At 43.3% G+C, this 18,868-nt stretch carries 12 protein-coding genes and 2 pseudogenes; 10 read left to right on the forward strand and 4 right to left on the reverse strand.

Features of this window, described 5'->3' with window-relative positions; genetic code table 11:
- Window positions 1-200: 200 nt before the first annotated feature.
- Window positions 201-2,132 carry an ATP-dependent DNA helicase gene (locus NST34_RS07190; RefSeq protein WP_341127461.1) on the reverse strand — a complete coding sequence of 644 codons (1,932 nt, stop codon included), beginning with the start codon at window positions 2,130-2,132 and terminating at the stop codon, window positions 201-203.
- A gap of 334 nt (window positions 2,133-2,466) precedes the next feature.
- Here NST34_RS07190 and NST34_RS07195 point away from each other — a divergent pair, with 334 nt between their 5' ends.
- Complete coding sequence (locus tag NST34_RS07195; RefSeq protein ID WP_042185883.1) at window positions 2,467-2,913, forward strand: V4R domain-containing protein; 447 nt, start codon at window positions 2,467-2,469, stop codon at window positions 2,911-2,913.
- A 118-nt stretch (window positions 2,914-3,031) separates the two neighbouring features.
- Here the strand turns inward: NST34_RS07195 and NST34_RS07200 are convergent, their stop codons facing one another.
- Window positions 3,032-5,686 carry a cation-translocating P-type ATPase gene (locus NST34_RS07200; RefSeq protein WP_341127462.1) on the reverse strand — a complete coding sequence of 885 codons (2,655 nt, stop codon included), beginning with the start codon at window positions 5,684-5,686 and terminating at the stop codon, window positions 3,032-3,034.
- 555 nt (window positions 5,687-6,241) lie between these two features.
- On the opposite strand from NST34_RS07200, the gene NST34_RS07205 reads away from it, so the two are divergent.
- Together NST34_RS07205 and NST34_RS07210 are read left to right on the forward strand one after the other, a co-directional pair.
- Window positions 6,242-10,711 (forward strand): endo-1,4-beta-xylanase, encoded by a 4,470-nt coding sequence (locus tag NST34_RS07205; protein ID WP_341127463.1) that lies wholly within the window; start codon window positions 6,242-6,244, stop codon window positions 10,709-10,711.
- A 165-nt stretch (window positions 10,712-10,876) separates the two neighbouring features.
- Window positions 10,877-10,984: pseudogene (locus NST34_RS07210) on the forward strand (sigma factor); the annotation flags it as partial.
- Between the two features lie 26 nt (window positions 10,985-11,010).
- On the opposite strand, the gene NST34_RS07215 reads toward NST34_RS07210, so the two are convergent.
- Window positions 11,011-11,883 (reverse strand): helix-turn-helix transcriptional regulator, encoded by an 873-nt coding sequence (locus NST34_RS07215; RefSeq protein WP_341127464.1) that lies wholly within the window; start codon window positions 11,881-11,883, stop codon window positions 11,011-11,013.
- 209 nt (window positions 11,884-12,092) lie between these two features.
- Between NST34_RS07215 and NST34_RS07220 the strand changes: the two genes are divergently transcribed.
- From NST34_RS07220 to NST34_RS07230, 4 genes and pseudogenes are all read left to right on the forward strand, one after another.
- Window positions 12,093-13,154 (forward strand): glycoside hydrolase family protein, encoded by a 1,062-nt coding sequence (locus NST34_RS07220; RefSeq protein ID WP_341127465.1) that lies wholly within the window; start codon window positions 12,093-12,095, stop codon window positions 13,152-13,154.
- A 22-nt stretch (window positions 13,155-13,176) separates the two neighbouring features.
- A pseudogene (locus NST34_RS32085) lies at window positions 13,177-13,272 on the forward strand (glycoside hydrolase N-terminal domain-containing protein); the annotation flags it as partial.
- A 91-nt stretch (window positions 13,273-13,363) separates the two neighbouring features.
- Entirely contained in the window at window positions 13,364-13,792 is a 429-nt protein-coding gene (locus tag NST34_RS07225) for a hypothetical protein (protein ID WP_341127466.1), read from the forward strand.
- A 43-nt stretch (window positions 13,793-13,835) separates the two neighbouring features.
- Window positions 13,836-14,351, forward strand: a complete 516-nt coding sequence (locus NST34_RS07230; protein ID WP_341127467.1) for a hypothetical protein — start codon at window positions 13,836-13,838, stop codon at window positions 14,349-14,351.
- Between the two features lie 272 nt (window positions 14,352-14,623).
- On the opposite strand, the gene NST34_RS07235 is transcribed toward NST34_RS07230, so the two are convergent.
- A complete protein-coding gene (locus NST34_RS07235; RefSeq protein ID WP_341127468.1) occupies window positions 14,624-16,867 on the reverse strand; it encodes an FAD-dependent oxidoreductase in 2,244 nt (747 codons plus the stop codon).
- A 162-nt stretch (window positions 16,868-17,029) separates the two neighbouring features.
- On the opposite strand from NST34_RS07235, the gene NST34_RS07240 reads away from it, so the two are divergent.
- The 3 genes from NST34_RS07240 to NST34_RS07250 all read left to right on the forward strand — a co-directional run bounded on the left by NST34_RS07240 (window position 17,030) and on the right by NST34_RS07250 (window position 18,657).
- Complete coding sequence (locus NST34_RS07240; protein WP_341127469.1) at window positions 17,030-17,833, forward strand: AraC family transcriptional regulator; 804 nt, start codon at window positions 17,030-17,032, stop codon at window positions 17,831-17,833.
- Between the two features lie 117 nt (window positions 17,834-17,950).
- Complete coding sequence (locus NST34_RS07245) at window positions 17,951-18,196, forward strand: hypothetical protein (protein ID WP_341127470.1); 246 nt, start codon at window positions 17,951-17,953, stop codon at window positions 18,194-18,196.
- 23 nt (window positions 18,197-18,219) lie between these two features.
- Window positions 18,220-18,657, forward strand: a complete 438-nt coding sequence (locus tag NST34_RS07250; protein ID WP_341127471.1) for a hypothetical protein — start codon at window positions 18,220-18,222, stop codon at window positions 18,655-18,657.
- Window positions 18,658-18,868 lie beyond the last annotated feature (211 nt).

The raw sequence follows: 18,868 nt of genomic DNA on the forward strand, positions 1-18,868 counted from the left end.
TACGAACAATTTGAATGATTGAATGAAGGATGATAAATGGATCATCAGCTTCGGAGAGCTGATACAGCAAAAATAAACAAGCCTGGCACAGAAGCTCTTCAGGCTTGTTTGTTTTTTTTCATGCTGAAAAGGATCCTCCAAACGATACACAGTATCGCTATTCAAAAATACGCGTTCCTTAGAGGACGGTACAGCCTATTCTACTTAACGCTAAGTTGTATCTCTTTTTCTTTTACAAACTTCTCCAGCACTCTAAAATCCTCGGTAACCTTTTTAAATGGTAAAGATTCCAATGCCTTATCCCGGTAATCCTTTTTCGCAGCAGCAGACAGACGGGAATCAAGTATGCTGAGTACACCAAGGTCAGTCTCACTACGGATCAGTCGCCCGGTTCCTTGTCTTAACCGAAGCAGCATGTCCGGTACAAAAACGTCATTTAAGGGATCCTTCGTCAAAGATGCCTTATATTCATAGACAGGATCGGAAGGAACAGGGAAGGGCAGACGGAAAATAATTAACTGCGACAAATCAGAACCTTCGATGTTCACGCCTTCCCAGAATACACCGGTACTAAGAAGGACGCCTTTACTGCCACGGAATTCAGCGATCACCCCGTCCTGAGACGAACCTTCTCTTTGAACATGCACCGCCCATGCTAGCTTCTCGGATTTTAACTTATTATGAATGTACTTCATATCTTCCTTCGCTGAAAAAAGAACCAATGTCCGTCCGTCCGTTAAATTACAGAGCCTCAGCATTTCCTTGTATGCCGCTTCAAGATAACCTACCTTGTTCTGATGGTTGTAGTAAGGGATGTCCTTAGCAATATACAGCATGGTGTGGTTGTCATAATCAAACGGCGAAGCCTGGCGCTCCATATAATCTCCCTTGTAACCGAGCGACTGCGTCAGATATGCATATTGTTCCTCTAGTGTTTCTCCGGTCTGGCACATGGTTGCTGACGTTAAAATAACAGATGTTTTCCCGTTAAATAAGCTATATCTTAGGAACTGGCTTATGCCTTTAGGACAGATACTAATAGTGGCCTCACGCTGGGTATTGCTTCCCCAAATCAGGTAGTTATCCTGGACTCCGGCGAGTACATCAAAGAGATCTATAAGTCCGTTCATGGCTTCAAAAAGATTATCGATCTCTCGCTCATGCTTGGAAGTTAAGACGGATAAGCTGAGATTAAACTCTTTCAAAACCTGAGCCCCCCGCTTTAACGGAATCCCTGTGATTTCCGACACTTTTATCCGGTCATTATCCTGCTTGGCTGTTTGCAGGAAATCCGTTTCTACCTGTTTGAAAATATGACCCATGCATCTTTTCAAAAATTTAAATTGCGGCAAAAGGCCGTTATCTGCGGATTGCTTGAAGAGAATCTGTAAGGTGTCATCCAGAATACGGCAGGTTCCCCGGTATGTAAACTCGAGCGTTCTAGCATCTCTAACCTTTGCTTCCAGATTATGAGCTTCATCAATTACGATCAGAGCTGGCCGTTCATTGATTAATCCCTTCGTTCCTTCTTTTTTCTTGATCAAATCACGGATGAGCAGGTCCTGGTTGACGATAATAAAATCCATGTCGCTGGCGTCGGCGTTAATCTTCGCTCTCATCTCGTAAAATGAACATGTGCTTTTATAATGGCATCGTTCAAATTTACAATCATTCACACAAACATTAGACCATACTGCATCACTAACCCCGCCCTTAATGTCTGCTCTCTCATCAATGTCATAATTCACAATACACTGGGCAAGTGTAGATAGAGGAGAGCTTGAATCATCAGGTTGTAACAGGTCTGCTGCCCTGTATCGGCAAGCATATTGCCCCATGCCTTTTCCGACTACGGAGCGAACCGATGTAAATCCGAGCCGGCTTCCGATGAATCTCAGATCTTTATGGATCTGTTCTGAAAGTTGTATGGAGGATGTTGCAATAATGATCGGTTGTCTTGAGACTTGGTTAATGAGCAGGCTGGGAATGAGGTATGCAAAGGACTTACCGATGCCGACTCCAGCTTCAATCATTGCGTTTCTACCACTAATATAAGCATCAGCGATATCCAGAGACATATCTTGCTGGCCGATCCGCTCTTTAAGTCCAATCCTGGGAAATCTATCATACATCCGAAAGATGGCATTGACTAAAGAGGGTTCGATGTCCTTTTTTAGCTCCCGCTTCTGTAATTTATATAGATCACTTAACCAGCTAATAACGACCGCCTCTTTTCAAAATCAATTTTCTTCCAGTCCCAGTTTTTTGGGTGAGGTTGTAATTATCGTAGATGAAGCGCTAACAGTCAAGTGTCAGAATATAAAATAATGATTTTTAACCCTTGTTCTTCCAATCATTAGGGATAGGAAGTGCGTAGGATCACAAAGCATTTATTGGATACGTTTATACTCAATATATTAATTAAATTTGAAATATAAATTACATAAGAATTTGGAGGCTACGGGTATGGATCATTTTACTTTTACAGATATGAAAAAAATAAAGAGAGAAAATTTGGGTGATGCTGTACCCTTAGAGCTTTTCAGAACGATTAGACTTATTGGATTATACCAAGCGTTACCCATGAATGGTAAGGGCACAACGTTGACGATAGGAAGAAAAATTGGGGAAGAGTTTGGTGTTACCTCCGTTAATGAACTATTCGGGTTATTCGAACAAATGAAGATAGGGATCCCAATAATAACCCATGAAGATGACAAGGGAATGTCAATTGCAGTACACGATTGTTTCTGCGAAGGGTTACCTATTATGGAAGGGAAAATGGTATGTGACCTAGAGGGGGCCATTATCGAAGGAGCACTTAGCAAAATACGTGGGAAACGAGTTTCCGTCCGGGAAGTGAAATGTAATGTTCATGGGGATGAATGTTGTGAATACATAGTCAAATATTAAAAATTTACGTGATATTTTGATCATAATACAGATGTTTAAATCAGATCTGAAAATGACAGAAGAACAGCGATTCTCCATCCTTGGAGAATCGCTGTTTTGATTTTTTGTTCAATTGTGATTAAGAAGCTGATTTAGGAGTAAACGCTCTACGAATAACCTTCGTCAATTCCATTAGGATGACGGCGCCGAGTGCCAGACCGCTTGCAATCAGCCAATCGGACATTCCGAATGAAGCTGGAATCGAGAAGATTTCTCTAACCCCTGGCAGAACCGCAATCCCGTAAAAGGCAAAGCAGACCAAAACGGCTCCGATGACGTATTTGTTGCTGAAAAACCCAGCTTCAATAGCTGTTTGACTGTTCGAGCGAGCGGCAAAGGTCTGAAGTGTACGAGACAGGATCAGGGTTGTAAATGCCATAGCCACGCCCATATCAGGGGAATGCTGGAGTCCGATATACAGGGATATAATTACGGCTATACCTATAAGTAGACCACGGGTAATAATAGCCTGCATCATTCCTCCGGCAAATATACCTTCCTTCAGTTCCCTTGGATTTCTATTCATCACGTTAGGTTCAGGTTTCTCCATACCAAGGGCAATGGCGGGCAGTGAATCATTCGCCAGATTGATAAATAGAAGCTGAATCGCTGTGAAGGGATTAATCCAGTCGAAGATCAGGGCAAACAGAATGGCGATAATCGCACCCAGGTTGCCTGAAAATAAATAGGCGATCGCTTTTTTGATATTGTCGAATACCGTTCTGCCTACAGACACAGCATTCACAATGGATACAAAATTATCATCGGTCAAAATCATGGCAGCCGCATCTTTAGCAACATCGGTTCCACTGCCCATAGCAACACCGATATCTGCTTGCTTCAAGGCAGGCGCGTCATTTACACCATCACCGGTCATAGCAGTGATTTTGCCTTTTCGCTGCCACGCCCGGACAATTCTGATCTTATTCTCCGGAGAGACTCGTGCGTACACACCAATCTGCTCAAGCTTATTATCCAGTTCTTCATCGGACATGGCATCAAGCTCTTGACCGGTTACGGCAATTTCTTTTTCGGTCATAAGGCCGATATCGCGTCCGATCGCTTGTGCGGTTGTCTTATGATCACCAGTAATCATGATAGTCCGAATTCCAGCCTTCTTGGATTCTGCGATCGCGCCATAGACAGCTTCCCGAGGGGGATCAATCATAGCTGTCAAGCCTACGAGCACCAGATTTTGTTCATCCTCAAGACCCACTTCAGTGACCGTATTTGGTACAGTTTTGTAAGCATAGGCAAGTACACGTAGTGCTCTGCTGGAGAATTCCTCATTGGCTTCAATGAAACGATCAAGAACTTCCGGTGTCATCGGCACTTCTTGTCCACTTAGTAGTACATGCGTACAAAGACTAAAGAGTACATCTGGTCCGCCTTTAGTGATCATTGCTTTTTGTCCGTTAAAAGTGTGTAAGGTCGTCATTAGCTTGCGATCAGAGTCAAAAGGAAGTTCGGCTTCACGAGGGAAATTGTCGCGTATTTCCTTGTAATCTTTATTCATGCTGTTACTGAAGGCAATAAGTGCCACCTCAGTTGGATCGCCTAGTTCTTTACCATCCTCATTAATGTTAGAGTCGTTACAAAGCACGGCAATGTGTAGGAGGCGCCGGGCTTCCTCAGACCATTCTTCGGGCTCTTGATTGAATTGATCACGTTCACCTTCCGGTAAAAAGTAATCTACAACCGTCATTTTATTTTGGGTCAGAGTACCGGTTTTGTCCGTACAGATGACACTGGTTGATCCAAGTGCTTCGACGGCTGGCAGCTTACGAATAATCGCATGTTGCTTAGCCATTTTATTCGTACCTACGGATAAGACAATCGTTACAATCGAGGATAGAGCTTCAGGAATAGCGGCGACTGCCACAGCGACTGCAAACATTAGGGCATTCAGAATGGCTTCCGTGGTATCCAGTGTATCATTCGACAGCCAAACACGTCCGGCTTGGATGGCAAAGATCAAAACGGACAGCACGATAATCGCTACACCCAACTGCTTGCTAAAGGTTTCGAGCTTACGCTGTAGTGGCGTCTGCTTGGCTTCGGCGCTCTCAATGAGTTCAGCGATTTTGCCGATTTCGGTTGTCAGTGCAGTTCCTGTTACTACAAGAGTTCCACGGCCATATACAACCAAAGAACCGCTAAACGCCATATTACGACGGTCCCCGAGTGGAGATTCCTTTGCGATGGTATCCGTATGCTTCTCTACAGCTTCGGATTCTCCGGTCAGCATGCCTTCATTGATCTTCAAGCTTCCCGATTCTATGATACGGCCGTCGGCAGGTACAAAATCTCCAGCCTCCAGTAATACGATATCACCGCGAACAAGCTCTCTGGCAGGGACGGTTTTTAAGGCTCCATCCCGCAACACTTTAGCCTCGGGTGCCGACATCTGCTGCAGGGCATCAAGTGAACTCTCCGCTTTACGAGTTTGGATGACACTTATAACTGCATTGAGAATCAACACGAGGAAAATGATAAGCGACTCCATAACTTGACCCATAACAATCTGGACAATGGCCGCAATAAGCAGTACGACCACCATAGGGTCCTTGAAATTTTCAAGAAAAAGCTTCCAGAGGGGATCTTTTTTCTTTCCTTTTAATTCATTGTAACCATCACGTTCCAGTCGTTTGTCGACTTCTGCCGACGTAAGCCCGTTAGTTGTACTCTGCACTTCCTGTAAACTGTCTGTTACATTCTTGCGGTAATACTCCACTAATGATAGCTCCTCTCCGCTGTGCTGTGTCTTTTTTTAGGTCTCATAAGCTTCGATTTACTGCATAAGTGCACATAACTGCGTGTTCTACACAAGTATGGTATATCAGTTCGTCAAATCAGTAGACTTCAGGACCTATCTTCAAACTTACGATTCAACTTGGCGCAAGTTTCAAAATATGGAGCTTAGTATGCGCATATCTAAAAAAAGATCATTCGTAATCGTCCATATTGTGAAAACTTTTTAATGAATAGTATTGGATTACCTATGAAGAAGTCTTAATACATGGGAAGACATAGGGAATTCCTGGATCTTTCGTGTGTTTTCCTATGATTATGGGGGGTAACACCTTTAGTATTAGTATAGTTGTGGATTGTGTCGGAGTTGTAAAATGGTGTAAGCACATATGTAAGCGGTTACAAATGGGAGGTGAATCTCTAAAGTTAAAGACATTGGCTACGCCTAAGTATCAGGAGGATATTTCATTTTAAAGGGTTGGTTCTAGAAAATTCAGGTAATTAACTGATTTCCAAAACTGGAGGAGGAATGCAACAAATGAGTAGAATGTTTAAACAAGTCATCTCGATCTTACTCGCAGCTGCTTTGCTTATTCCGTCTAGCTGGCTGGCTCCGATTACGGAAGCTGCAGCACCCGATGCGACAGTACCATCAGACTCAGTAATGGTATATCACGAAACCTTTGCGAATGGCAAAGGCATCGCAGGTCAATCGGGCAGTGCTAGTCTTACGCCTGTCACCGATAAAGCATTTGCTGGCAATGCTGACGGAGCTGCTTTATATGTAAGCAACAGAACAAATAACTATGACGCGGTTGATTTCAAATTTAGTGACATGGGCCTAGAAAACGGTAAAACTTACATGGTGACCGCATCCGTTTATGTTGACGCTGATGTGACTGTACCTAGCGGCGCACAAGCTTATCTCCAAACCATAAACAGCTATGGTCTTTTGGCAAGTGTAAATTATGAAGCAGGTAAAGCGATCACCTTGACTAAAGAATTCACTGTGGATACGAGTAAAGATAAGACGCTACGTATTCTGTCGGACGAGATTGGAAAAGCCGTTCCGTTTTACATTGGGGACGTCCTCATCACGGCAAAAAAAGCGGTAACAGAAACGGGTAAAGAAATTTATCACGAATCTTTTGTGAGTGGCAAGGGTTTAGCTACACAATCAGGTAGTGCTAATCTAACAGCTGTCACCGGTAAGGTTTTTGCTGGTAATGCTGATGGTGCCGCATTATATGTTAGCAATAGAACAAATGACTGGGACGCGGCTGATTTTACATTTAGCGACATAGGCCTGGAAAATGGTAAAACCTACACGGTGACCGCAACAGTGTACGTTGATCCTGATGTGACTGTACCTAGCGGTGCACAAGCTTATATACAAGCGATAGGCAGTTATGCCCTTTTGGCAAGTGGGGATTATGAAGCTGGCAAAGGGATCACTTTGACGAAAGAATTCATCGTAGATACGAGTAAAGATACGAAACTTCGCGTCCAATCGAACGCGATAGGTAAAGCCGTTCCGTTTTATATCGGCGATGTGTTGGTTACAGAAAAGGTGACAGCAGAGCCGACACCAATACCAACACCAGAACCACCTAGAGATCCAGCGTTACCTTTTACCACGGTTACTTTTGAGGATCAAAAAGCAGGTGGTTTTGAAGGCAGAGCAGGTAGCGAAACGCTTACGATTACCGATGATGAGAATCATACGGATAACGGTTCATACGCTTTAAAGGTAGAGGGCAGAACGAGTACTTGGCATGGGCCTTCATTACGTGTGGAGAAATATGTGGACAAGGGCTACGAATATAAAATTTCGTTATGGGTCAAGCTGATCCAGCCTGCAAGCTCCCAGCTTCAGCTGTCTACCCAGGTTGGCAATGGAAGCAGCGCCAATTATGTACAACTCGCACCTAAAACCATCAGCGCAAACGATGGCTGGGTTCAGTTCGAAGGCACATACCGCTATAACAATGTAAGCAGCGAGTATTTGACCATTTATGTGGAAAGCTCAAGTAACAGTACTGCATCTTTTTATATCGACGATATCAGCTTTGAAAAAACAGGATCGGGTCCGGTTGGTATTCAAAAGGATCTGATTCCGATTAAAGATGCTTATGAAGATCATTTTTTGATCGGAAACGCAATATCTGCGGAGGATTTGGAAGGCGTAAGACTTGAACTTCTGAAAATGCATCATAATGTCGCTACGGCAGGTAATGCCATGAAGCCGGATGCGTTGCAGCCTACAAAGGGCAACTTCACGTTCACTGGTGCGGATGAGCTTGTAGATAAAGTGTTGGATGAGGGAATGCAGATGCATGGCCATGTATTGGTATGGCATCAGCAATCACCAGCATGGATGAATACAACATCAGATGCAGACAACAACACGATCCCCTTGGGACGGGATGAGGCTCTAGATAATTTGAGGGCTCATATCAAAACCGTTATGGAGCATTTTGGCGATAAGGTGATCTCCTGGGATGTTGTCAATGAGGCGATGAGTGATAACCCGTCTAACCCAACGGATTGGAAAACTGCACTGCGATCCGCCCCATGGAAGAGTGCTATCGGCGCAGACTACGTAGAGCAGGCATTCCTGGCGGCAAGAGAAATTCTAGACGCGAATCCTGATTGGAATATTAAACTCTATTACAATGATTATAACGAAGATAATCAGAATAAAGCGCAGGCCATTTACAGTATGGTCCAAGAAATTAATGATAAATATGCGCTGACTCACCCTGGTAAATTGCTTGTTGATGGTGTCGGCATGCAAGCACATTACAGCATCAATACAAACCCGGAAAATGTGGAGCGGTCCTTGGAGAAGTTTATTTCCTTGGGCGTCGAAGTTAGCATTACCGAGCTGGACATTCAGGCTGGAAGCAACTATCAGCTTTCTGAGAAGCTCGCTAATGCGCAGGGTTATCTGTATGCGCAGTTGTTAAATATCTTCAGAGCTAACGATGAGCATATCAAACGCGTTACCTTCTGGGGTATGGATGATAACACGAGCTGGAGAGCTTCATCCAATCCACTACTGTTCGATAAGAACTTACAAGCCAAGCCAGCTTACTATGGCGTTATCGATCCTGATACCTTCATTGAAGAGCATGAGCCTGAATCGGTTGAAGCTAATCATTCGACCGCTAAATTCGCTGCACCTGTCATTGATGGAACGGTTGACGAGATCTGGAGCCAGACCGCTGAAATGCCGATCAACCGTTATCAAACAGCTTGGCAGGGTGCGAGCGGAGTGGCAAAAGCACTCTGGGATGATCAAAATCTTTATGTCCTGATCCAGGTTAGCGATACGCAGCTTGATAAGAGCAGTGTGAACGCACATGAACAGGATTCGGTTGAAATCTTCGTGGACCCAAACAATGGGAAAACAACGTTCTATCAAGAGGATGATGGGCAGTACAGAATCAATTTTGACAATGAGACTTCATTTAATCCCACAAGCATCGCAGCTGGTTTCGAATCGGCGACTCACATTTCCGGAACAAACTACACGGTTGAAGTGAAGATTCCGCTTCATGGGATAACTCCGGATGACGATACAAAGCTTGGTTTCGATGTACAGATCAATGATGCTAAAGACGGCTCACGTCAAAGTGTTGCGGCTTGGAACGATACAGCCGGTACTGGATATATGGACACATCTGTTTACGGTGTACTTACCCTCAAGGGGAAATCAACTGATACGGAACCAACACCAACACCGGATCCAACAGCGACACCAGTACCAACCAATGAACCAACTGGTAGTAACAACACTGGTAGTGCAGTAACAACTCCACAGCCTGTAGCCATTGCAAACAAAGATGGTGTTGTTACGATTACACTGGAGGTGAAATCCGATAACGGGCGTGCCATAGGCACGATCTCCAGCGACAATTTGAAAAAAGCGCTTGAACAAGCTACAGCAGCGGCAAACGGCAAGAAACAAATCGTGATCGAAGTACCAAAGCAAACGGATGCGAAAGTGTATGATATACAATTGCCAACCCAAAGCTTGATGGGGAAAGAAAACTTTGAACTACTGCTTAAGACGGAAAATGCTACAATCCAAATTCCAAGCAATATCCTGCCCGACTTAACAGACCATGCTGATCAAGTGTCCATACGCATAAGTAAAGTCTCAGCGGACAGCCTGAGTGCAGCTACCCACAATTTGATCGGCAACCATCCGGTTATTGATCTAAGCGTAGTATCAGGCGATAAAGTCATTCCATGGAATAACCCTAACGCTCCTGTCACGGTATCCATTCCGTATACACCGACAGCGGAGGAGCTAAGTAATCCGGATTTAATCGTTGTTTGGTACATCGATGATAAAGGCAACGTAGCTCCGGTTCCGAACGGCCGATATGATGCTGCAACCCAAACGGTTGTATTTCAAACGACCCACTTCAGCATTTATGCAGTAAACTTTGTAAAGAAAAACTTCGGAGACCTGCAGAGCGTATCTTGGGCAAAACAAGCTATAGATGTAATGACAGCTCGCGATGTCATTCAAGGAACGAGCGTGAATAGTTTCTCGCCTGAAGATTCTATAAAGCGAGCGGATTTCATTGCTCTTCTCGTCAGAGCGCTTGAACTGAAGGGGACGGGAACAAGTACAGCATTGTTCAGCGATGTCCAAAAGACGGACTATTATTATGATGAACTGGTCATCGCGAAGGAACTGGGAATTGCTACAGAGTTTGAAGATGATACGTACAGACCAAACAGCGGTATCTCCCGTCAAGATATGATGGTGCTGACAGCACGCGCGCTGGCGGCATCAGGCAAGCAAGTCAAGGCGAGCGGAGCTTTATATACTTATCTGGATGAAGCAAGTATCTCCAGCTACGCGAAAGAAAGTGCGTCACTGTTGATCAAATTCGGAGTTGTGAACGGTAAGAATGGTAGAATTGCACCTAACGACACGCTTACCCGTGCTGAAGCAGCAGTTATTTTGTACCGTATCTGGAAGCTGTAGGTTTAGCAGTAGGGAAGATATTCCTAATTTTTACAAAATTGAACAATGAAAGTATATTGGGCAGTAGTATATTTGGCTAAGATAGTCAATTCAATAAATAGGTTGATCCCTCACTGGATCGGCCTATTTATTTTATTCATTTACATTCTGAAATTTTTTTATTGAGGAAAGGACATGGAGGAATTGATCTCCATTTGCATGATTTCTCTGATTAAGGCCATTGAGAGCTACTATCCAAACAAAGGCTCAAAATTAGCATCATTTGCAGAACGTACCTTCGCTGATGTTTACGTACTCAGCTATTTTGCAGTCCCTCGGTAAGCGGATGGAGTTGACTTCGTTAGCAGTTTAAAAGTTCGGTGGAAATGCGGGATGCTAGCAAAGCCGCACTTCTCCGCTACGCTTGCCACACTTTCATCTGTTCCCTTCAATAATTCCTTGGCAAGGCTAATACGTTTTGCACTCACATATTCCGTCAAGTTCATACCCGTATATTGTTTAAACACACGTGAAAAATGAGCTTGTGATACTAATGAGCTCTTCGAAAACTCCGTAAGACTTTGTTGTCTTTCAGGGTGAGCATCGATCTCGCTTATCACTTTTTTTATCCATGTGGGACCCATACGATTTTCTAAAGGCATCTTGATAAAATGTTCAGATAAATAACGATTAATGTGCAGCAAGAGGCATCCTAACTTGAGTCTAATGGCAGAACGAAATCCTTCTTGTTGGTTAACGCTCTCTCTATAGATGGATTGGATATCTTTTTCGATCATGATTTGATGTGAATCAGACAACTCAATTTTGTGAATTTTATGCTTCCGCGCTAAATCAAAGCAATTCAGTAGCGAGTAAGATTCATCATAGTTATCCATGACCGCCAGTGCAGGAGCGAAAAATAGGGCAGTTGATACGATAGGAAAGGTCTCCTCTGGAATAGAACGATGCACGGTATTGCCTGGAATGATAAATAAATCACCAGGTTTTTTTTCATACAAATTCTTATCTATAAAAAATGTACCTTTACCTTCATAAACATAAACAAGCTCATAGAAGTCATGAAGATGATCAGGTAGTTCATTCTGAGGAAGCTTGGTGTTCTTATGAATAATATGAAACGGAAATAGATGGTCTCCATCAAAAGGTTTACGAAAGGGGGTCACATCAGTCATCTCCTCTAAATATGGATATTTCGATTCTATTGTATATCAAATTTGAGTACAAAAATTATTGAAAATAGCACTTCAATAGAAGGGCGTTATTATATTGCAATTGTTTTGTTGAAACATAATATTTTGAAACAATAACGCAATAAAATAAAATTTGCCTGTCCACTGTGATGATAAAATTTATTCCATTATGAATAAGGAGGAGTACGATCATGAAAGAAATTGGTTTGGATATTTACTCAAAATTACAACCGGTTCCATTTACAGCAAAAATGATGGATGAGAATTACTACATATGGTGTACCAGTGTAGTAGAGGGAGATGATGGGAAGTTTCACATGCTCTATTCCCGCTGGCCAAGGCAGCTTGGACATTATGCTTGGGTAACCGATTCAGAAGTTGCATATGCGGTAGCTGATCATCCGCTTGGTCCATATTACTTTCAGGACGTTGCTTTGCCTCGCAGAGGCAATAGTTACTGGGACGGCTGCGTCACACATAACCCTACGATAACAAGAATTGGAAGTTGTTATTATCTCTACTATACGGGAACTACAGGAACAGGTGATGTGTCACAGCCTACTTCAATGTTGAATTCTGATTGGTGGGAATATCGCAACAACCAACGAATTGGTGTAGCGGTAGCTGATCATCCCGCAGGACCTTGGAAACGGTTTGATCAACCGATGCTGGATATCAGTCAGAATACATCTGCCTTTGACTCCTTGTTAGTCTCAAATCCTAGCGTAATGGCTCGTCCTGAAGGGGGCGTGCTCTTGATATATAAAGGAGTCACCCAAAATAATAATTTAAAAGGCGGGAAGGTACAGTATGGGGCTGCAATTGCTGATCAGCCAGAAGGACCTTTCGTGAAAAAGCAAGGAAGTGTCTTTCAGTTCGAGGGCGAAGGAGATCACTATATGGTTGCAGAGGATCCATTTATTTGGTGTGGCTCGGATCGGTACTACGCGTTAACTCGCGATGTTGAGGGTTTGTTTACTGGTGAAGATGGTGGCATTGTTTTGTTTGAATCTCAAGATGGACTCAATTGGTCTGTATCCGCTCACCCGAAAGCATTAGGCAAAGAATTCAGATGGGAAGATGGCAGTTTCAGCGGAACGAAGCTGGAAAGACCCCAGTTGTTATTCCGTAACGGGAGTCCGCATGTTTTGTTCGGGGCAATAGATGTGAACGAGCCAACGGAAAGGGGACATTCTTATAGCGTATTTATTCCACTAGGTAATGAATCTACCTTCGAGGGAGTAGCTGAATGAGTAACTCAAAAAACACTGGCACCTCTGGTATAATCGTCCAGCAGAGAACTGGACGGAAGCATTGCCTATAGGAAATGGCAGAGTCGGTGGCATGATTTATGGAGGAATTCAGGAAGAACCTCCTTCAATATTTACTTAGTCTTGTTCCTTATTATCTTCGTTGTAGTCATCTTAAACAGTCTTACACTAATTATAGGGAGATCATGCAAATGAGTTTAATAAATTTTCAAACCACCTTGCTTCCTGTACCGCGTCATGCTGTTTTTCGCATGGAGGAGTATCAGGTCTGGTGTTCAACAGTTGTAAAGATTTCAGATGGAGAATACCTCATGTTGTATTCCAGATGGCCTCAGGAATTGGGGTATGATGCATGGGTGACTCATTCTGAGGTGTGCTATGCAACCGCTTCTGATCCACTTGGCCCCTTTACTTTTCAATCGGTGGCTTTGCAAGGAAGTGGTGGAGTATGCTGGGATACGGATGTAATTCATAACCCGACTCTTCTTGAAGTTGATGGCAAGTATTATTTGTATTACACAGGGAATAGAGGGAACGGTGAGTACTGGACCCATCGTAACAATCAACGTATAGGAGTAGCAGTCGCAGATCACCCTTGCGGGTCCTTGGACAACATTTGAAACCCCTGTTATTGATGTGACAAGAGGTTCCTGGGATCATCAAATGGTTGCGAATCCAACTGTGGCTAAGACTCCAGAAGGTAAGATCGTAATGGTATACAAAGGTGTTGGTCAAGGTTCCATGCCTAAAGGAGGGGTGGTTGCTTGCAGAGTTGCTGTCGCAGATCAGCCTCTAGGTCCTTTCCGCAAAATCGGAGGTCCCATTATGGTAAATCCGGAAAATAATTGGTCTGTAGAAGATCCCTATATTTGGTATCAGGAGGATCGCTTTTATGCATTAGTTAAAGATTTCCAAGGGTATTTTACTAAAACTGGCGAGAGCTCGGTTGCGTTGTTTGAGTCTATGGATAGCATTAACTGGTTATTGTGTTCTAATCCTTTAGCATTTAAAAGACAGATTATATGGGAGGGCGGAATTACTCAGAAGGTGAATGCATTGGAACGTCCTCAACTCCTACTTCTCAATGGTAACCCGAGTGTACTATATTGTGCAGTTGGAGTAGATGAGGAAAGAAAAGAATCCTTCAATGTGGCAATTCCTCTTAGAGATTCTTTTTAAGAGTGCAGTCCCTCTAAACGGCTCAAGCAGGCTGCTGTACTATAAAAGCATGCTGATCGATCAGGTACAAGATGATCTATCTATTGCTAATACCAGGATTGATCTATTTTACAGTAAGATATTTTATAACCTTATTTAAAAATTACATGGTGGAGACTCCTCAAAAGTATAAAAGAAAAAGAAGTTTCTAGGTTGTCTTTAGAGACAAATCGAGCTAATTTCCTTTAAGTTATATAAGAAGAAGGGGCTGTCCTTGGGACAGCCCCTTCTTCTTAATACACACGAACTTCGATTACTTCCGCATAATCACTTCCGTTTGTCGCTTCAACGACAAGTCGAAGTTTGTTGGTGTCAATGGGTTGTTCCAGATGATGTACTCGCTTGCGCTTATGGTTATCGGTGACCTGGAACAACAGCTGCCATTCACCGTTGCAAGCTGCTTCAAGACGATAATTCTTAACAAGCTCTGGGATTGTTTCGAATGAAGTTCGATGATGATGCAGATTGATTAAGTCTTCGTTCACATCATCATTAAAAGTGAGATGAATTTCAGCAATTGATTGTTCATTATCCCACGCCAGTTCAAGCCATTCTTGACCATCCGACATTGGCTCGGAAACCCACATATGTGGTCCGCCATATGGTCTGCTGTAGCCATCAATGACTTTGGATGGTGCGTAAGCTTGCGTTACAGGTGAAGTACGGAATACGATGCACTGGCGAACCCAATTCCGCATACTCCACATCATGAGGAGCTGCTTATCATCATGATTTTCCATGTCCTTGGAGGTTAAATGCTTTGCTCGCTTTTCAAAAGTCAATACTCCGCTATGTGGAATATCAGATACATAGATCGATACATTATCATTTGCTCGTATAATAATGAACGCATTCTGCACTTCAACCGGAGTCCATGGAAGGTTCGCACGAACCCACTGCTCCTCACCCGCTTTAATCGAAATAATAGTCTTTAATTGCTCTCGAATGGGAACATAGTTTTCCTTCCGTCCTGTATCCCATAGCTCGATCTGCAAGCTTGTCATTATATCCGCATCTACAAGAAAATCGATGTGCTCGACTTTCGGATCAACAGGAATAATAAATCCAACATCATCTGTTAATCGATGTTTCCTATCTGTTGACGCCACTTCTATCTTCTCTAAGGTACTAGATGCCGAAATTATAGACTTCCGAGCTAGATCATGAGCATCTTCATTAGCAATACCGATAATTGATGCATCCTGACGCAACATCACCTGCTGAAGCTCACTCATATATTGCCCATGCAGCTCCCTTGGCGACAATGATTTCTGGATACATAGAGCTGCTCCGCTGCCAGCCGCTTCCCCCATGACAGCACATGTTGCCATCACTCTTGTTGTGCCGAAAGCAACATGGCTTGCACTAATGTCACGTCCTGCGAACATTAGGTTCGATACATTCACGGAATATAAGGAACGGAATGGGATATGGTAGATTCCATCTGCATGCAAATGCTTCGAACCACTTTCCTCTGCATAGACCCCTTGCGGTGGATGCAAATCGATCGACCAACCTCCAAAGGCAATTCGGTCATCGAATGGTTCTTGTGCAAGAATATCATTCTGATTCAGCACGTAATCCCCAACAAACCGGCGATACTCTCTTTTGCCCGGGACTGAACCTACCCATTCCAAAGTCATATGGTCAGCATCAAAATTGCCTGAGTTCTTAATGTAATCCCATACGCCGTATATAACCGCCCACAGTTCATCGCGAATCTGTTCGTTATCATGGACAATGTCGTGTTCTCCGCCCCACTCAATCCACCAATAGGAACAGCCGTTATCTCCGCTGCGAATCACGCGTCTAAGCGGAATTGTTGTCTGTGTAATATCTTTTGCAAAGCCAGGTGGGACGAACTTTACGGGACGTCCAACATCTTTGGTATAGAATAAAAGCGTACTTCCGAGTGTTATATCGTCAGCAATCTCGGGTGCCCAATCCTCATTGTATTCATGTTTTGCTTCCCGACCGATTTTATATTCAGCGCCTGCCAAAAATCCGATAAGGCCATCACCCGTGCAATCGAGATAAATCGAGCTTTCAAAACGGATCTTGCGTTCAGATGCCATCATCCAGCCAGTTATGGACTTAATCGATCGATTATCGTCTTCACCCTCAGCTTCTACTTCATGAACATCCGTATTCAGAAATAGCTGAATGTTCTTCTCAGCTTGCACGGTTTCTAGTAAAATGAGATCCCAGTAATAAGGATTACCTTCCGGATTACGGTATTGATTCTCCACAAACATCTCGCCCATAATTCCTGTTTCCCGGGCATATCTGTTCTGTCCATGTGCGGTTGCTCCGCAAACCCATACGCGAACTTCACTGCTTGAATTCCCCCCAAGAACAGGTCTATTCTGCACAAGTGCAACCGTCTGACCTAATCTGGCTGCTGCAACGGCTGCACATATGCCTGCTAATCCTCCACCGATCACCGTAATTTCCGTTTGGACCGTTTCATTTCTCATTAGGTTGAGTGCCTCCATTGGAATAGATATTCAACAAATTACTAAAATTGCATTCAACAAAACTGTGGCCACACATCCATTGTATAAGAAGTGATGGCATTTTATAATGCATGGAATTATCATGTGTATATACTTTATTTCAGTGGTCAGGTGGTGAAAGAAATGAAGGAAGATACGTTAGAATTTGTGCCTTCAGCTATATCGTATGTCCATATGCGAGAGAAACAGCAGTTTCAGTTGCCTTCTGATACTTATGAAAATTGGATTCTGTTTGCAGTAACTGCTGGTTCCTTTTGGTATGAACTAAGTGGGGAAGCAGGAATAGCGAGCTTTGGTGATATCGTCTTTTGCCCACCGGGTATTTTATTTAAGCGTGAAGTTGTCAATCCGACTTCATTTCACTTTTACACCTTTAAATGGAGCAAAACTAATGATAAATGTACAAGCAATGAGCCTTATCCAATAGGTGCAATCAGGATTAAGGACCGCGATCGCTTGCTCTCCACATATACATACTTGAAGCAGGTCGATACTCTCAGAGGTAAGCAACGCCTGCTTTCTATTGATACACTTTTTTGTGATTTATGGCATCAGTACTGGCTAGAGGAGTGGTTGGCCGAACAAACTCCTATTTTAAAGGCACCGAGTGAATCGATGCGTCATGCCATGCAATGGATTCAAGAACACTCATTTGAAGCAGTAAGTTTGAAGTCTTATGCTTTGGCATCTGGATTAACTCCTGTACAGTTGACACGTCAGTTTCAAGCTGCCTTCGGGCAATCTCCGATTGAATATATAACAGCTTTGCGTCTGGAGCGGGCAAAGCAGCTTCTCCTGGAAACGAAGCTCAATTTAGATGATATAGCTGAACAGTGTGGGTATGAGAATGGATTTTATTTAAGCCGCATGTTTACAAAAAAAATGAAAATTTCTCCATCGCAGTTTCAGAAAAAGTATCGTGTATGACTTTGAAATTTTGTACATGATCGTTGAATTTATGTACATTCTTTGGAATAAGTCAATGTGATAACATAAAACCTGGTAAAAGGCTCGTGAAACTAATCAGGATAATAATGGAGGTAAATGTCCATTGAGTTGCATATTGATTATCGATTGCTGGGACGAGGAATGCTTTGTCCAAGGGGAATGGTAATTATCCGATACCGGGAGCTGGATACGACTTACTCAAGTACCGGAGGATGGCATCATCTGTCGATGCGGGTGATGAACAGAATTATTTTGACAGGAGCAGCTTACGCTAAAGACAATGATGAGAAGATAACGGCAATCATGAATGAACCAGGGAATGAAGCGGGCCTCCAAGCATGAGGTAGCGGGAAAAGGAAGACTAGGTGCGGTTCCGGGACGAATCGGCGCTTCACTCAAGGAATCAGCTTATCCATTTAATCCAACGGGCAGATCCGGGATACTTCGAAGGAAGAGTAGCCTTCAATACAGCTTGGAACCACTCTATTGCTTATAGCGCAGCTGAAGTTATCGAGATTATTATCAATAAGCACCAGGCTCATGTCGGGGAAGTCATTTGTATTCGATTAAAAGCGCCTGTCAATATCGATTATGAAAAGGTAGAGACGGCAACAATACAAGTGTTAGATTCGACTAATAGCTACAGTGAACAAATAGGATTAGCTGAAGAAGATCAGGATTGTATGTATTTCTCGAGTACTTACGTGGTTCCTGAAGGTGCTGGGAGCCTGGAATTCTCTTATGGATACGGTTTGTTCAAGAAAACGGTGGTGCTTAATGTATTTTCGAACGATCAGCAATAGTTTAGAGATAGGTAATATTTCCGCTTTGTTTTTGAGCGCTTATTGAAGGCAGCAAGTGATGATTATCAATAGGGGAGGGCATCCTTCATTCACCTCATGGCTGAAGGAAACCCTCCTTCTATTTTTTTTGAGATATCGAATGTGATTAAAATGGGAGTCGTGGAAGTGAAGCAGCAATTTCATGATTCCGTGACATTTCTAACATAGTGAA

This window comes from Paenibacillus sp. FSL H7-0714, from assembly GCF_038003765.1.
Lineage (GTDB): Bacteria > Bacillota > Bacilli > Paenibacillales > Paenibacillaceae > Paenibacillus_AQ.

What these genes read in the sequence shown, in the direction of transcription:
- NST34_RS07190 (WP_341127461.1), bottom strand. Translation starts at nt 2,132, where the DNA reads ATGTATGATAGATTTCCCAGGATTGGACTTAAAGAGCGGATCGGCCAG.
- NST34_RS07195 (WP_042185883.1), top strand. Translation starts at nt 2,467, where the DNA reads ATGGATCATTTTACTTTTACAGATATGAAAAAAATAAAGAGAGAAAAT.
- NST34_RS07205 (WP_341127463.1), top strand. Translation starts at nt 6,242, where the DNA reads ATGAGTAGAATGTTTAAACAAGTCATCTCGATCTTACTCGCAGCTGCT.
- NST34_RS07215 (WP_341127464.1), bottom strand. Translation starts at nt 11,883, where the DNA reads ATGACTGATGTGACCCCCTTTCGTAAACCTTTTGATGGAGACCATCTA.
- NST34_RS07220 (WP_341127465.1), top strand. Translation starts at nt 12,093, where the DNA reads ATGAAAGAAATTGGTTTGGATATTTACTCAAAATTACAACCGGTTCCA.
- NST34_RS07225 (WP_341127466.1), top strand. Translation starts at nt 13,364, where the DNA reads ATGAGTTTAATAAATTTTCAAACCACCTTGCTTCCTGTACCGCGTCAT.
- NST34_RS07230 (WP_341127467.1), top strand. Translation starts at nt 13,836, where the DNA reads ATGGTTGCGAATCCAACTGTGGCTAAGACTCCAGAAGGTAAGATCGTA.
- NST34_RS07235 (WP_341127468.1), bottom strand. Translation starts at nt 16,867, where the DNA reads ATGAGAAATGAAACGGTCCAAACGGAAATTACGGTGATCGGTGGAGGA.
- NST34_RS07240 (WP_341127469.1), top strand. Translation starts at nt 17,030, where the DNA reads ATGAAGGAAGATACGTTAGAATTTGTGCCTTCAGCTATATCGTATGTC.
- NST34_RS07245 (WP_341127470.1), top strand. Translation starts at nt 17,951, where the DNA reads ATGTCCATTGAGTTGCATATTGATTATCGATTGCTGGGACGAGGAATG.